Annotated in this window: 2 protein-coding genes, 2 tRNA genes, 3 rRNA genes and 2 pseudogenes; 8 read left to right on the plus strand and 1 reads right to left on the minus strand. The window is 61.5% G+C overall.

Annotation, left to right across the window (positions count from 1 at the left end; all coding sequences use genetic code 11):
• Window positions 1–485 precede the first annotated feature (485 nt).
• The 8 genes and pseudogenes from LN139_RS00005 (at window position 486) to recD (ending at window position 14,896) form a co-directional block, all read left to right on the plus strand.
• Window positions 486–2,024, plus strand: a 16S ribosomal RNA gene (locus tag LN139_RS00005).
• A gap of 74 nt (window positions 2,025–2,098) precedes the next feature.
• A tRNA-Ile gene (locus tag LN139_RS00010) sits at window positions 2,099–2,175 on the plus strand.
• A gap of 5 nt (window positions 2,176–2,180) precedes the next feature.
• Window positions 2,181–2,256, plus strand: a tRNA-Ala gene (locus tag LN139_RS00015).
• Window positions 2,257–2,476: 220 nt separating this feature from the next.
• Window positions 2,477–5,364 (plus strand): 23S ribosomal RNA (locus LN139_RS00020).
• A gap of 131 nt (window positions 5,365–5,495) precedes the next feature.
• Window positions 5,496–5,611: ribosomal RNA gene (gene rrf / locus LN139_RS00025) — 5S ribosomal RNA — on the plus strand.
• Together the 16S, 23S and 5S rRNA genes with 2 tRNA genes alongside form the textbook arrangement of a ribosomal RNA operon.
• Before the next feature lie 151 nt (window positions 5,612–5,762).
• Window positions 5,763–9,209: an exodeoxyribonuclease V subunit gamma gene (recC, locus tag LN139_RS00030; RefSeq protein WP_236357752.1), complete on the plus strand. Its 3,447-nt coding sequence runs from the start codon at window positions 5,763–5,765 to the stop codon at window positions 9,207–9,209.
• A pseudogene (gene recB / locus LN139_RS00035) lies at window positions 9,206–12,849 on the plus strand (exodeoxyribonuclease V subunit beta). Before recC ends, recB begins: the two are co-directional and overlap by 4 nt.
• A pseudogene (gene recD, locus LN139_RS00040) lies at window positions 12,846–14,896 on the plus strand (exodeoxyribonuclease V subunit alpha). Before recB ends, recD begins: the two co-directional pseudogenes overlap by 4 nt.
• Here the strand turns inward: recD and azu are convergent.
• Entirely contained in the window at window positions 14,893–15,345 is a 453-nt protein-coding gene (azu, locus tag LN139_RS00045) for an azurin (protein WP_236357754.1), read from the minus strand. The pseudogene recD and the gene azu sit on opposite strands and share 4 nt — an antisense overlap.
• Window positions 15,346–15,353: the final 8 nt, after the last annotated feature.

The raw sequence follows: 15,353 nt of genomic DNA on the forward strand, positions 1-15,353 counted from the left end.
TTCTCAGCCCCTTATAATGCGCCCCACTTCCAGCGACAACGGAACGCGAAACTCCTTGAGATTCAACGAGTTAGCGATTTTGAAGCGGTTGGAAGCGCTTTAGTCTCCGGATTGAATGCGGTGAAAAAGGTGGTTGACAGCAGGTTGTAACGCTGTAGAATTCGCCTCCCGCTTCAAGAGGTAGTGAAGCGAGTCAAGTGGTTGATGTTTCAAAGGTTTTAACGAAAACTTCTGAAAATAAACGCTTGACACGAAATGAGGAAAGCGTAGAATGCGCGCCTCGGTTGAGACGAAAGAATCAACCAACGCTCTTTAACAACTGAATCAAGCAATTCGTGTGGGTGCTTGTGAGTTGGACTGATGGTCAACAGATTATCAGCCTCACAATGACTCATACGAGAATTCGAATGAGTTTTTCTTCGTTATACGAAGATTGCGATGGCTGAGCCAGGTTTAGGGTTTTCTCAAAACCCAAAAGCAGTATTGAACTGAAGAGTTTGATCATGGCTCAGATTGAACGCTGGCGGCAGGCCTAACACATGCAAGTCGAGCGGCAGCACGGGAGCTTGCTCCTGGTGGCGAGCGGCGGACGGGTGAGTAATGCCTAGGAATCTGCCTGATAGTGGGGGATAACGACCGGAAACGGTCGCTAATACCGCGTACGTCCTACGGGAGAAAGTGGGGGATCTTCGGACCTCACGCTATCAGATGAGCCTAGGTCGGATTAGCTAGTTGGTGAGGTAATGGCTCACCAAGGCGACGATCCGTAACTGGTCTGAGAGGATGATCAGTCACACTGGAACTGAGACACGGTCCAGACTCCTACGGGAGGCAGCAGTGGGGAATATTGGACAATGGGCGAAAGCCTGATCCAGCCATGCCGCGTGTGTGAAGAAGGTCTTCGGATTGTAAAGCACTTTAAGTTGGGAGGAAGGGCTGTAGGTTAATACCTTGCAGTTTTGACGTTACCGACAGAATAAGCACCGGCTAACTCTGTGCCAGCAGCCGCGGTAATACAGAGGGTGCAAGCGTTAATCGGAATTACTGGGCGTAAAGCGCGCGTAGGTGGTTTGCCAAGTTGAATGTGAAATCCCCGGGCTCAACCTGGGAACTGCATCCAAAACTGGCAGGCTAGAGTATGGTAGAGGGTGGTGGAATTTCCTGTGTAGCGGTGAAATGCGTAGATATAGGAAGGAACATCAGTGGCGAAGGCGACCACCTGGACTGATACTGACACTGAGGTGCGAAAGCGTGGGGAGCAAACAGGATTAGATACCCTGGTAGTCCACGCCGTAAACGATGTCAACTAGCCGTTGGGGTCCTTGAGACTTTAGTGGCGCAGCTAACGCATTAAGTTGACCGCCTGGGGAGTACGGCCGCAAGGTTAAAACTCAAATGAATTGACGGGGGCCCGCACAAGCGGTGGAGCATGTGGTTTAATTCGAAGCAACGCGAAGAACCTTACCAGGCCTTGACATGCAGAGAACTTTCCAGAGATGGATCGGTGCCTTCGGGAACTCTGACACAGGTGCTGCATGGCTGTCGTCAGCTCGTGTCGTGAGATGTTGGGTTAAGTCCCGTAACGAGCGCAACCCTTGTCCTTAGTTACCAGCACGTTAAGGTGGGCACTCTAAGGAGACTGCCGGTGACAAACCGGAGGAAGGTGGGGATGACGTCAAGTCATCATGGCCCTTACGGCCTGGGCTACACACGTGCTACAATGGTCGGTACAGAGGGTTGCCAAGCCGCGAGGTGGAGCTAATCTCACAAAACCGATCGTAGTCCGGATCGCAGTCTGCAACTCGACTGCGTGAAGTCGGAATCGCTAGTAATCGCGAATCAGAATGTCGCGGTGAATACGTTCCCGGGCCTTGTACACACCGCCCGTCACACCATGGGAGTGGGTTGCACCAGAAGTAGCTAGTCTAACCTTCGGGAGGACGGTTACCACGGTGTGATTCATGACTGGGGTGAAGTCGTAACAAGGTAGCCGTAGGGGAACCTGCGGCTGGATCACCTCCTTAATCGACGACCCAGCCACTCATAAGCACCCACACGAATTGCTTGATTCGATTGTAAAGACGATTAGACCCTATATAGGTCTGTAGCTCAGTTGGTTAGAGCGCACCCCTGATAAGGGTGAGGTCGGCAGTTCAAATCTGCCCAGACCTACCAGTTTAGGGGCCATAGCTCAGCTGGGAGAGCGCCTGCCTTGCACGCAGGAGGTCAGCGGTTCGATCCCGCTTGGCTCCACCATGTCCCTTGTGAGAATACAGAAACCAGCGTTCGTATCGAACCTTGCTTTCTGGTTTTTCCAGAATCGTTCTTTAAAAATTTAGGTATGTGATAGAAATTGACTGAAGCTGTGCTTTCACTGGCACAGTTCAGGTCAAGGTAAAATTTGTGAGTATCTACTTGCGGATTTTCGGCGAATGTCGTCTTCACTCATACAGCCTCAGATTGTTTGGGGTTATATGGTCAAGTGAAGAAGCGCATACGGTGGATGCCTTGGCAGTCAGAGGCGATGAAAGACGTGATAGCCTGCGATAAGCTCCGGGGAGTCGGCAAATAAACTGCGATCCGGAGATCTCTGAATGGGGGAACCCACCTAGGATAACCTAGGTATCTTGTACTGAATCCATAGGTGCAAGAGGCGAACCAGGGGAACTGAAACATCTAAGTACCCTGAGGAATAGAAATCAACCGAGATTCCCTTAGTAGTGGCGAGCGAACGGGGACCAGCCCTTAAGCTGTATCGAGATTAGTGGAACGCTCTGGAAAGTGCGGCCATAGTGGGTGATAGCCCCGTACACGAAAATCTCTTTGCAGTGAAATCGAGTAGGACGGAGCACGAGAAACTTTGTCTGAACATGGGGGGACCATCCTCCAAGGCTAAATACTACTGACTGACCGATAGTGAACCAGTACCGTGAGGGAAAGGCGAAAAGAACCCCGGAGAGGGGAGTGAAATAGAACCTGAAACCGTATGCGTACAAGCAGTGGGAGCAGACTTGTTCTGTGACTGCGTACCTTTTGTATAATGGGTCAGCGACTTATATTCAGTGGCGAGCTTAACCGAATAGGGGAGGCGTAGCGAAAGCGAGTCTTAATAGGGCGTTTAGTCGCTGGGTATAGACCCGAAACCGGGCGATCTATCCATGGGCAGGTTGAAGGTTAGGTAACACTGACTGGAGGACCGAACCGACTACCGTTGAAAAGTTAGCGGATGACCTGTGGATCGGAGTGAAAGGCTAATCAAGCTCGGAGATAGCTGGTTCTCCTCGAAAGCTATTTAGGTAGCGCCTCATGTATCACTGTAGGGGTAGAGCACTGTTTCGGCTAGGGGGTCATCCCGACTTACCAAACCGATGCAAACTCCGAATACCTACAAGTGCCGAGCATGGGAGACACACGGCGGGTGCTAACGTCCGTCGTGAAAAGGGAAACAACCCAGACCGTCAGCTAAGGTCCCAAAATCCTGGTTAAGTGGGAAACGATGTGGGAAGGCTTAGACAGCTAGGAGGTTGGCTTAGAAGCAGCCACCCTTTAAAGAAAGCGTAATAGCTCACTAGTCGAGTCGGCCTGCGCGGAAGATGTAACGGGGCTCAAACCAGGTACCGAAGCTACGGGTGTCACTTAGGTGACGCGGTAGAGGAGCGTTCTGTAAGCCTGTGAAGGTGAGTTGAGAAGCTTGCTGGAGGTATCAGAAGTGCGAATGCTGACATGAGTAACGACAATGGGAGTGAAAAACTCCCACGCCGAAAGACCAAGGTTTCCTGCGCAACGTTAATCGACGCAGGGTTAGTCGGTCCCTAAGGCGAGGCTGAAAAGCGTAGTCGATGGAAAACAGGTTAATATTCCTGTACTTCCGGTTATTGCGATGGAGGGACGGAGAAGGCTAGGCCAGCTTGGCGTTGGTTGTCCAAGTTTAAGGTGGTAGGCCGAATACTTAGGCAAATCCGGGTGTTCAAGGCCGAGAGCTGATGACGAGCGCTCCTAGAGTGCGAAGTGGTCGATGCCATGCTTCCAGGAAAAGCTTCTAAGCTTCAGATAACCGGGAACCGTACCCCAAACCGACACAGGTGGTTGGGTAGAGAATACCAAGGCGCTTGAGAGAACTCGGGTGAAGGAACTAGGCAAAATGGCACCGTAACTTCGGGAGAAGGTGCGCCGGCCAGGGTGAAGCATTTACTGCGTAAGCCCCGGCTGGTCGAAGATACCAGGCCGCTGCGACTGTTTATTAAAAACACAGCACTCTGCAAACACGAAAGTGGACGTATAGGGTGTGACGCCTGCCCGGTGCCGGAAGGTTAATTGATGGGGTTAGCGCAAGCGAAGCTCTTGATCGAAGCCCCGGTAAACGGCGGCCGTAACTATAACGGTCCTAAGGTAGCGAAATTCCTTGTCGGGTAAGTTCCGACCTGCACGAATGGCGTAACGATGGCGGCGCTGTCTCCACCCGAGACTCAGTGAAATTGAAATCGCTGTGAAGATGCAGTGTATCCGCGGCTAGACGGAAAGACCCCGTGAACCTTTACTATAGCTTTGCACTGGACTTTGAGCTTGCTTGTGTAGGATAGGTGGGAGGCTTTGAAGCGTGAACGCCAGTTTGCGTGGAGCCAACCTTGAAATACCACCCTGGCAACCTTGAGGTTCTAACTCAGGTCCGTCATCCGGATCGAGGACAGTGTATGGTGGGTAGTTTGACTGGGGCGGTCTCCTCCCAAAGAGTAACGGAGGAGTACGAAGGTGCGCTCAGACCGGTCGGAAATCGGTCGTAGAGTATAAAGGCAAAAGCGCGCTTGACTGCGAGACCCACACGTCGAGCAGGTACGAAAGTAGGTCTTAGTGATCCGGTGGTTCTGTATGGAAGGGCCATCGCTCAACGGATAAAAGGTACTCCGGGGATAACAGGCTGATACCGCCCAAGAGTTCATATCGACGGCGGTGTTTGGCACCTCGATGTCGGCTCATCACATCCTGGGGCTGAAGCCGGTCCCAAGGGTATGGCTGTTCGCCATTTAAAGTGGTACGCGAGCTGGGTTTAGAACGTCGTGAGACAGTTCGGTCCCTATCTGCCGTGGACGTTTGAGATTTGAGAGGGGCTGCTCCTAGTACGAGAGGACCGGAGTGGACGAACCTCTGGTGTTCCGGTTGTCACGCCAGTGGCATTGCCGGGTAGCTATGTTCGGAAGAGATAACCGCTGAAAGCATCTAAGCGGGAAACTTGCCTCAAGATGAGATCTCACTGGGATCCAGAATCCCCTGAAGGGCCGTCGAAGACTACGACGTTGATAGGTGGGGTGTGTAAGCGCTGTGAGGCGTTGAGCTAACCCATACTAATTGCCCGTGAGGCTTGACCATATAACACCCAAGCAATCTGCCAAAGCGCAGATGCGGTGGTGAAGCGACACAGCCGAAAATGCGCACCGATACACACAAAAATCACATACCTGAATTCGCTGCAACGCTCAGGCGCGGCAGCTACCGAATTTCTTGACGACCATAGAGCGTTGGCACCACCTGATCCCATCCCGAACTCAGCAGTGAAACGACGCATCGCCGATGGTAGTGTGGGGTCTCCCCATGTGAGAGTAGGTCATCGTCAAGATTCAAACCCGCAGAACCCCAATCGTGAAAACGATTGGGGTTTTGTCTTTTTCAAGCATCAGAAAAATGACCGGCACAACCCGATACCTTGCGGCGAGGCCGGGAGCCCGCGTAGGGTGTCCACCTTCGGCGAGCCTAAACGGATTTCTTCAATGCCCGCGTCCCCCATCATCCCTGGCTTTATGGTCATCCATGGCAATCAGCCGGAGGACCTGCGCAGCCTGATCCTGGGCGTGATCCAACGTTACCCGCTGGAGCCGCTGGAAAACGAAACAATCCTCGTACAAAGCAATGGCATTGCCCAATGGCTGAAGATGGCTCTGGCCCAGGACCCCGATGATGAACAAGGCGGTGGTTGCGGCATCGCTGCCGCCCTGGACGTGCAGTTGCCCGGCACATTCATCTGGCGCCTCTACCGCGCCGCCTTGGGCAAAGACAACATTCCTGCTGAATCACTGCTGGACAAAGCCCCGCTCACCTGGCGTTTCATGCGCTTGCTGCCGGCGTTGATGAACGAGCCGCACTTCGCACCGTTAGCGCGCTTCCTGCGCGACGACAACGACCTGCGCAAGCGCTATCAACTCTCCGAGCGGCTGGCTGACCTGTTCGACCAATATCAGGTCTACCGCGCCGATTGGCTGGAAGACTGGGCGCAGGGCCGCCACCAGTTACGTGACCACAAAGGCCATGCCAAACCGTTGGCCGAGCAACACCGCTGGCAAGCAGAACTGTGGAGGCACTTGCTGGCCGACGTCGGTGAAAGTGGCATGGCCCAGAGCCGTGCCGGGGTGCACCAGCGCTACCTGCAACATATGGCCAACGCCACGGAGGCTCCTCACGGCCTGCCCAGGCGGGTGATCGTCTTCGGCATCTCCTCGCTACCGGCGCAGGTGCTGGATGCTTTGGCTGAGCTTGCACGCTTCTGCCAGGTGCTGCTCTGCGTGCACAACCCTTGCCGGCACCACTGGGCCGACATCGTTGCCGACAAAGACCTGCTGCGCCACGCCTTCAAACGCCAGCAACGTAAAGCCGGCACCCCGCAGGTGCTCGACCCTGCCACCCTGCACCAGCATGCCCAGCCCTTGCTCGCCGCCTGGGGCAAGCAGGGCCGCGACTACATTCACCTGCTCGAACAGTACGACGACCCGCAAAGCTACCGCGAGCAGTTCAACGATGGCCGCATCGACCTGTTCAGCGAGGTGAGCAGCAACACCCTGCTGGGCCAGCTCCAGGACGACATTCTCGACCTGCGCCCCCTGCGGGAGACCCAGGAATACTGGCCTGCGGTCGACCCACAGGCGGACCACAGCCTGCGCTTTCATGCAGCCCACAGCGCCCAGCGTGAAGTGGAGATCCTCCACGACCAACTGCTCGCCCAGTTCAGCGAAGATCCCACGCTCAACCCCCGTGACGTGATCGTGATGGTGCCGCAGATCGACACCTACGCCCCGCACATCCGCGCCGTATTCGGCCAGCTCGAGCACCGAGATCCCCGCTACATCCCCTTCACCCTGGCCGACCAGAGCCAGCGCGGCCGCACGCCGCTGCTGATCGCGCTGGAACACCTGCTCAACTTGCCGGAAAGCCGCTTCGCCGTCAGCGAAGTGCTCGATCTGCTCGACGTCCCGGCCCTGCGCAACCGCTTCGGCATTCATGAAGCCGACCTGCCGACCTTGCGGCGCTGGATCGAAGGTGCCGGCATCCGCTGGGGCCTGGATGCTACTCAGCGCGCCAGCCTTGGGTTGCCGGAAGGCATGGAGCAGAACAGCTGGCGCTTTGGCCTGCGGCGCATGCTTCTGGGCTATGCAGTGGGCAACGGCGAGGCCTTCGAAGAGATCGAGCCGTTCGACGAGATCGGCGGCCTGGATGCCGCACTTATCGGCCCGCTGGCTGCACTGCTCGACGCCCTCGACAGTGCCCACCAGGCACTCAGCCAGCCAGGTACGCCAGAGCAGTGGGGCGAACGGCTGCAAACCTTGCTGCGGCGCTTCTTCAGTGCAAGTGATGAGCAGAGCGAGTATCTGCTGGTGCAGCTGGAAGCCCTGCGTGACCAATGGCTGGAAACCTGCGAAAGCGTCGGCCTGGTCGAAGCGCTGCCGCTGGCTGTGGTGCGCGATGCCTGGTTGGCTGGTGTCGACCAAGGCAACCTTGGCCAGCATTTTCTCGGGGGCTCGGTCAATTTCTGCACCCTGATGCCGATGCGCGCGATTCCCTTTCGCCGCGTCTGCCTGCTGGGCATGAACGACGGAGACTTCCCCCGCGCCCAGCCGCCGCTTGATTTCGACCTGATGGGCAGTGACTACCGCCCCGGTGACCGCTCACGCCGCGAGGACGACCGCTACCTTTTGCTCGAAGCCTTGCTCTCGGCCCAGGAGCGCCTCTACATCAGCTGGGTAGGGCGCAGCATCCGTGACAACAGCGAACGCCCTGCATCGGTGCTCATCGGCCAGCTGCGCGACCACCTGGCCGCCGGCTGGAGGCTGGCAGATGGCGGCGACTTGCTGCACGCACTGACCACCGAGCACCCATTGCAGCCGTTCAGCCTCCAGTACTTCCAGGCCAACAGCCCGCTCGCCAGCTATGCCCGCGAGTGGGAAGCGCTTTACCAGCACCACCCCGCACCGATGGCCGAAGCACCACTGCCGATGCTGCCATTGCAGGAGCCTCTGGACCCGACCCTGCTGCAAGACTTCCTGCGCCAGCCCGTGCGGCACTTCTTCCGCCAGCGGCTGAAGGTCTATTTCGAAGCCGTGGAGCCCCCAGTGCCAGAGGCTGAGCCTTTCAGCCTGGATGGCCTGGAGCGCTATACCCTGAGCGAAGCACTGCTGGCCCAAGCGATTGCCCATCCGCAAGAGTTAGCAGCCGAACACCTTTCCCGCGCTGCGGTTCGTTTGCAAGGGCAGGGCGCGCTGCCCATGGCCGGCTTTGGCGAGATGGCCCAGGCCACCCTGGTGGAGCCGTTGCCTGCTTTGTTGCAACGCTACCACCAACTGCTGGAACGCTGGCCTGAGCCATTGCAGGGCGCGCTACCAGCCCGTTTCGAACATGCCGGCATCGTCGTCGAGGGTTGGTTGGCCGGGCTGCACCGTGGCGAAAGCGATGAATTGCTGCATGCCACGCTGGTGGCAAACGCGTTGGGCGACGGCCCGAAGCGCAAATGGCATCGCCTGCTGCGCAGTTGGGTCAACCATCTGTTCACCTGCTCACAAGGGCACCGGCTCACCACGGCGCTGGTGGCCACCGACTGCACCTTGCTCTTGCCGCCGATGGACCGCATTCACGCCGAGGAACACCTGGCAGCCCTGCTCGATGCCTGGCGCGTCGGTATTTGCAGCCCGCTGCCGGTCGCCACGCGCACGGCCTTTGCCTGGCTGCGTGAAGGCGACCCGGAAAAGGCCCAGGCGCTGGCCAGGCCGGTTTATGAGGGCGATGCCAACATCAGCGCCGAGCGCGATGAAACCGCAGCCCTGGCCCGCCAATACCCGGACTTCGCCAGCTTGGCCGACGGTGGCGGCTTCGCCCATTGGAGCCAGGCGCTCTATGGGCCGATCATGGCGGCTGGATGGCAGCACCAACCCGCCCAGGAGGGCGCCGAGTGAGCGAAACCTTGCCCCTGGCGCTGCGCTTTCCCCTGCGCGGCAGCCAACTGATCGAAGCCAGTGCCGGCACTGGCAAAACCTTCACCATTTCGGCGCTTTACCTGCGCCTTGTGCTGGGCCACGGCACGGTCGATACCGCCTTTGGCGAGCCGTTGCTGCCGCCGGCGATCCTGGTGGTGACGTTCACCGACGCCGCCACCAAGGAGCTGCGCGATCGCATTCGCGCACGCCTCGCCCAGGCCGCGCGCTACTTTCGCGAAGAATGCCCAGCCCCCGATGGCCTGGTCGAAACCCTGCGTGAAGCCTGGCCGGTCGACCAATGGCCGCTGTGCGCCAACCGCTTGGACGTAGCTGCGCAGTGGATGGACGAAGCCGCCGTATCGACCATCCACGGTTGGTGCCAGCGCATGCTGCGCGAGCACGCCTTCGACAGCGGCAGCCTGTTCACCCAAACCCTGGAGCCTGACCACAGCGACCTGCTCGGTGAAGTGGTACGCGATTACTGGCGGCGCTTTTGCTACCCATTGGCTGGCCCCGCGTTGCAGTGGGTCGACAGCCAATGGGGCACCCCCGACAGCCTCGCCGCCAAGGCGCGGCCGTTGTTCGCCAGCGCCGAACCGGATGCAGCGCTCGGTGAGCTGAGCCTGCTGATCGACCGTGAACTCCAGGCCCGCGAACAAGCCCTTGAGCAGATCAAAGCCCCGTGGGCGGATTGGGCCCGTGAGCTGCGCGAAGTGTGCCGCGCCGCTGTGGCGCAAAAGCAGGTGGATGGCCGCAAGATGCAGGCGCGCTTCTTCGAGCCCTGGTTCGACAAGCTGCTGGCCTGGGCGCAGGACCCAGCGCAGACCGTGCTCGACCTTGGCACCGGCTTCACCCGCCTTACGCCAGAGGGCATGGCCGAGGCCTGGAAGGGCGAGCCGCCAGAGCACCCGCACTGCCCGCGATGCAAGCGCTGCCTGGGCAACTGGCGGCATTGCCCGACCCTTCCAGCGCGGCGCTTGCCCATGCTGCCGCCTGGATCCGCTTGGCCTTCGATGCGCAAAAGCGCCAGCGCGCCGAGATGGGCTTCGACGACATGCTCACCCGGCTCGACCACGCCCTCGCCGGCCCCTCCGGCGACAGCCTGGCGCAATTGATTCGCCAGCAGTTCCCGGTGGCAATGATCGACGAGTTTCAGGACACCGACCCGGTGCAGTACCGGATCTTCGATTGCATCTACCGCATCAGCGCCGACGACCCCGCAACCGGCCTGTTCATGATCGGCGACCCGAAGCAGGCGATCTACGCCTTCCGCGGCGCCGACATCCACACCTACCTGATGGCGCGCCGGGCCAGCGCCGGGCGGCTGCACACCCTGGGCACCAACTTCCGCTCGACCCAGCCGATGGTCGATGCGGTGAATCACCTGTTCCTGCATGCCGAACAGCGGCCGCAAGGGCGGGGCGCATTCCTGTTTCGCGGCCCCGACGGTGACAACCCTGTGCCGTTCCACGCGGTTCAGGCTCAGGGCCGCCCGGAACACTTGGTGATCGATGGCCAGGCCCAGCCGGCGCTGACCTGCTGGCACCTGGCCGAAGACCAGCCGCTGAGCCTTGCTCAGTACCGCCGGCAGATGGCCGACAGCTGCGCCAGCGAAATCACCCGCCTGCTCAATGCCGGCACACACAATGCTTGTGGCTTTGCTGCCGACGGGCAGCCGTTCAAGCCCCTTCGCCCTGCCGACATCGCCATTCTGGTGCGCGATGGCCAGGAGGCCCGGCTGATTCGCCAGGCGCTGGATGCACGGGCGGTGCGCAGCGTTTACCTCTCCGACAAGGACTCGGTGTTCGCCACCTGGGAGGCGCTGGACGTGCTCGCCTGGCTCAAGGCGTGCGCCGAGCCTGATGCCGAGCGCAGCCTGCGTGCGGCACTGGCCAGCCTGACCCTCGCGCTGCCGTTGGCGGAGCTGGAGCGCTTCAATCAGGACGAGCAGGCCTGGGAGAGCACGGTGATGGCCTTCCGCAGCTACCGCGTGCTCTGGCACAGCCAGGGCGTGCTGGCCATGCTGCGGCGGCTGATGCATGACTACGACCTGCCTCGGCGCCTGGCCGCGCGCACTGATGGCGAGCGTACCCTCACCAACCTGTTGCACCTGACCGAGCTGCTTCAGCAGGCGAGCGCCACCCTCGACGGCGAACAGGCACTGATTCGCCACCTGGCCGAGCAGTTGCACGGCGGCGCGGCAGGCGAAGAGCAGATCCTGCGTCTGGAGAGCGACGAGCAGCTGGTGAAGGTCATCACTGTGCACAAGTCCAAGGGCCTGGAGTACCCGCTGGTGTTCCTGCCGTTCGTGGCCAGTTGCAAGCCGGTCGATGGCAAGCGCCTGCCGCTCACCTGGCATGACGATCAAGGCCGCGTGCAATTGAGCCTGGTGGCTGACGAAGAGATCGTCGCCCGCGCCGACGACGAGCGCCTGGGCGAAGACCTGCGCCTGCTCTATGTGGCACTGACTCGCGCCTGCCACGCCTGCTGGCTTGGCCTGGCCGACCTCAAGCGTGGCCAGAGCAAAACCTCGGTGCTGCATCAGAGCGCCATCGGCTACGTGCTCGGCGGTGGTGCCCCGCTGGCGAATAGCGCAGGCCTGGGGCAGTGGCTACAGGCGCTGGCTGCCGGGTGCCCTGGCATCGCTGTCGAACCGCTGCCGGAGCCCGAAGCCTGCGTGTTCACCGCCCCGGCACAGGATCTTCCCCTGCGGGGCGCGTTGATTCCGACCCGGCGCGCGGCAGAAAACTGGTGGATTGCCTCCTACAGCGCCTTGCGCATCGCCGATGGCCTGGCGGCCGACTCACCACTGGCGCAAAAGCTCGCCGACGACGACCGCGTTGCCGTGCCCGGCCCGCAGGCAAGCAGTGGCGACATCCACGCCTTCCCACGCGGCCCCGGCCCCGGCACCTTTCTGCACGGGCTGCTGGAGTGGGCTGGCGAAGAAGGTTTCGCCAGCGTCGCCGCCGACCGGCCGCGCCTGCTCGACAGCGTGGCGCGGCGCTGCAACCGCCGCGGCTGGGAAGGCTGGATCCCGACGCTCGCACCTTGGCTCGAGCGTTTGCTGCAATTGCCGATGCCCCTGCAAGGCGCAGCCCCGGCCAGCCTCACCGAGCTTGCCAGCTACCGCACCGAAATGGAGTTCTGGTTCGCCAGTGACCAGGTGGACGTCGGCCAGCTCGACGCATTGGTGCAGCGCCACACCCATGCCGGCCTGCCGCGGGCGGGCGCGTTGGGGCGGCCGCTCAACGGGCTGTTCAAGGGCTTCATCGACCTGTGTTTCGAGCACGAAGGCCGCTATTACGTTGCCGACTACAAATCCAACTGGCTCGGCCCTGACGCCAGCGCCTACCTGCCCGCCGCCATGGAGCAGGTGATGCTCGAACACCGCTACGACCTGCAATACGTGCTCTACCTGCTGGCGCTGCACCGCCAGCTCAGCGCGCGCCTGCCCGGCTATGACTACGACCAGCACGTCGGCGGCGCGCTGTTCATCTTCCTGCGCGGCCTGGAGGCTCCGGGCCACGGCGTGTGCCACCTGCGCCCGCCGCGGGTGCTGATCGAAGCCCTGGATGCGCTGTTCAAGGGCCAGCCGCTGCCCGAGGAGGCCCTGTCGTGAATTCCCAGGACGACCTGTTTCCCGAAACCCTGCCCGGTGCCACCGCGCAGGGCGCGCCGGCGCTGCAGAGCGTGCCTGCCCTGCTGGCGCTGTTCGACGCCTGGGCCGAGCGCGGCTGGTTGCGCGCGCTGGACCGCGCGTTCACCGGCTTCCTTGCAGAACGCTGCCCTGATGCCGAGCCGTTGGTGCTGCTGGCCGCCGCCCTGGCCAGCCACCAGCTTGGCCATGGCCACGTGTGCCTGGACTTGCGCCAGACCCTCGCCGAGCCGGACTTTGCGCTGTCACTGCCGCCCGAAGGCGACCTCAGCAGTGGCGCCCTCATGCTGCCTTCGGCCCTGCTGGCCGGTGTCGATGCCGCGCAGTGGGCCGAACGCCTGGCCGCTTCGCCTTTGCTTGCCGGCCCCGGCAGCCCGATGGTGCTGGCCGGCACGCGGTTGTACCTGCGCCGCTACTGGCATTACGAACGGCAGGTGGATCACAACCTGCACGCGCGCCTGCGCCAACGCCAGGCGGTCGACGCCGACACCTTGCAGCGCCTGGAGCAACTGTTCCCGGCAGAGCGCAACGGCCGCACCGACTGGCAGAAGCTTGCCTGCGCCCTGGCCATGCGTTGCAACCTGAGCATCATCACCGGCGGCCCCGGCACCGGCAAAACCACCACCGTGGTGCGCCTGCTGGCGCTGCTGCAAGGCCCGCGTGTGGCCGCCGGGCAGCCGCTGCGGATTCGCCTGGCCGCGCCTACGGGCAAGGCCGCTGCGCGCCTGACCGAGTCGATCGGCGCACAGGTGCAAGGCTTGCAGGTCGATGACGCGGTCAAGGCACGCATCCCGGTAGAGGTGACCACCGTGCACCGGCTGCTGGGCAGCCGCCCTGGCACTCGGCATTTTCGCCACAACGCGGCCAACCCGCTGCCGCTGGACGTGCTGGTGGTAGACGAAGCCTCGATGATCGACCTGGAGATGATGGCGCACCTGCTGGCTGCGCTGGCGCCCAGTGCGCGCCTGGTGCTGCTGGGCGACAAGGACCAGCTCGCCTCGGTGGAAGCCGGCGCGGTGCTGGGCGACCTGTGCCGTGACGCCGAACACGGCCGTTACTCCCCGGCGACTCAAGCCTGGCTGGAGCAAGTGGCCGGGGCTGCGCTCAACGAGCCGGCGCTGTTGCCGGGAGGTGAACAGCAGTACCCGCTGGCTCAACAGGTGGCGATGCTGCGTTATTCCCGGCGCTTCGGCGAGGGCAGCGGCATCGGCGAACTGGCGCGGCGCGTGAACGCCCAGGACGCCATTGCAGCCCGGCGCGCCTTCAGCGAGGCAGCCTTTGGCGACCTGCATCACCTGGCCCCGGGCAACCAGGAGGGGCGCGCCATGGGCCCGCTGCTGCTGGGCACCAGCGAGCTGGCCGGTTACCGCGATTACCTGGCCCTGATCCCGCAAGGCCGGCCGCCTGCCGGCGAACCTTTGGCCTCACCCGCTTGGGCAGAGTGGGCGCGCGCGGTGCTGGCCGCGTTCGACCGTTTCCAGTTGCTCTGCGCGGTGCGCAAAGGGCCTTGGGGCGTGGAAGGGCTCAATGCCCGCGCCCAGGCGATGCTCGCCAGTGCCGGCCTGATCGACCCACGCAGCCGTGGTACGAAGGCCGCCCGGTGCTGATGACCCGCAACGACTACGGCCTGGGCCTGATGAACGGCGACATCGGCATCACCCTGAGCATGCCCCAGGCTGATGAGCCTGGCCGCCAGGTGCTGCGCGTGGCCTTTCCGCGCAACGACGGCCAGGGCGGCGTGCGCTTTGTGCTGCCCAGCCGGCTCAACGACGTGGAAACGGTCTACGCCATGACCGTGCACAAGTCCCAGGGCTCGGAGTTCGAGCACACCGCGCTGGTGCTGCCCGAGGCGCTGAACCCGGTGCTGACCAAGGAGCTGATCTACACCGGCATCACCCGCGCCAAGCAGGTATTCACGCTGGTCGAGCCACGTGCCGGGGTATTCGAAGAAGCAGTGCGGCGCCGCGTCAAGCGCCTGAGCGGGCTGATGCTCGAAGCGCCCGAGGGTTAGCCGCCGAGCTTGACCTCGCCTTTCATCACGTTGGCGTGCACCGGGTAGGAACAGAAAAAGCTGTAGGCGGTGCCGGCCTTGAGCAGCGCAGTGTCGAAGGTCACGCTGTCCTGCTCGCCGGCGCCGATCAGGCGGGTGTGCGCCAGCACGCGGCTGTCGCCGGGCTTGAGGTAGTTGTTGCTTTCACCTGCATCCTGGCCGTCGGCGTCGATGCCTTCGAGGTCATCGGTCTTGGCCAGCACCCAGTTGTGGCCCATCACGCTCACAGGCATTTCACCGGGGTGCTTGAGGGTGACGGTGAAGGTCTTGCAGCTTTTCGGGATTACGATTTCGCTTTTGTCGTAGGTCATCTGGTCGGTGCCGGCGATATCGGTGCTGCAGGCGTCATTTGCCCAAACAGGGGCCGTGGCGAGTGCGAAAAGGGCCGCGATGAGCGTTCGAGCGTTCATGTAACATC

Source organism: Pseudomonas sp. KNUC1026, assembly GCF_021650705.1.
In the GTDB taxonomy this organism is placed as follows: Bacteria; Pseudomonadota; Gammaproteobacteria; order Pseudomonadales; family Pseudomonadaceae; genus Aquipseudomonas.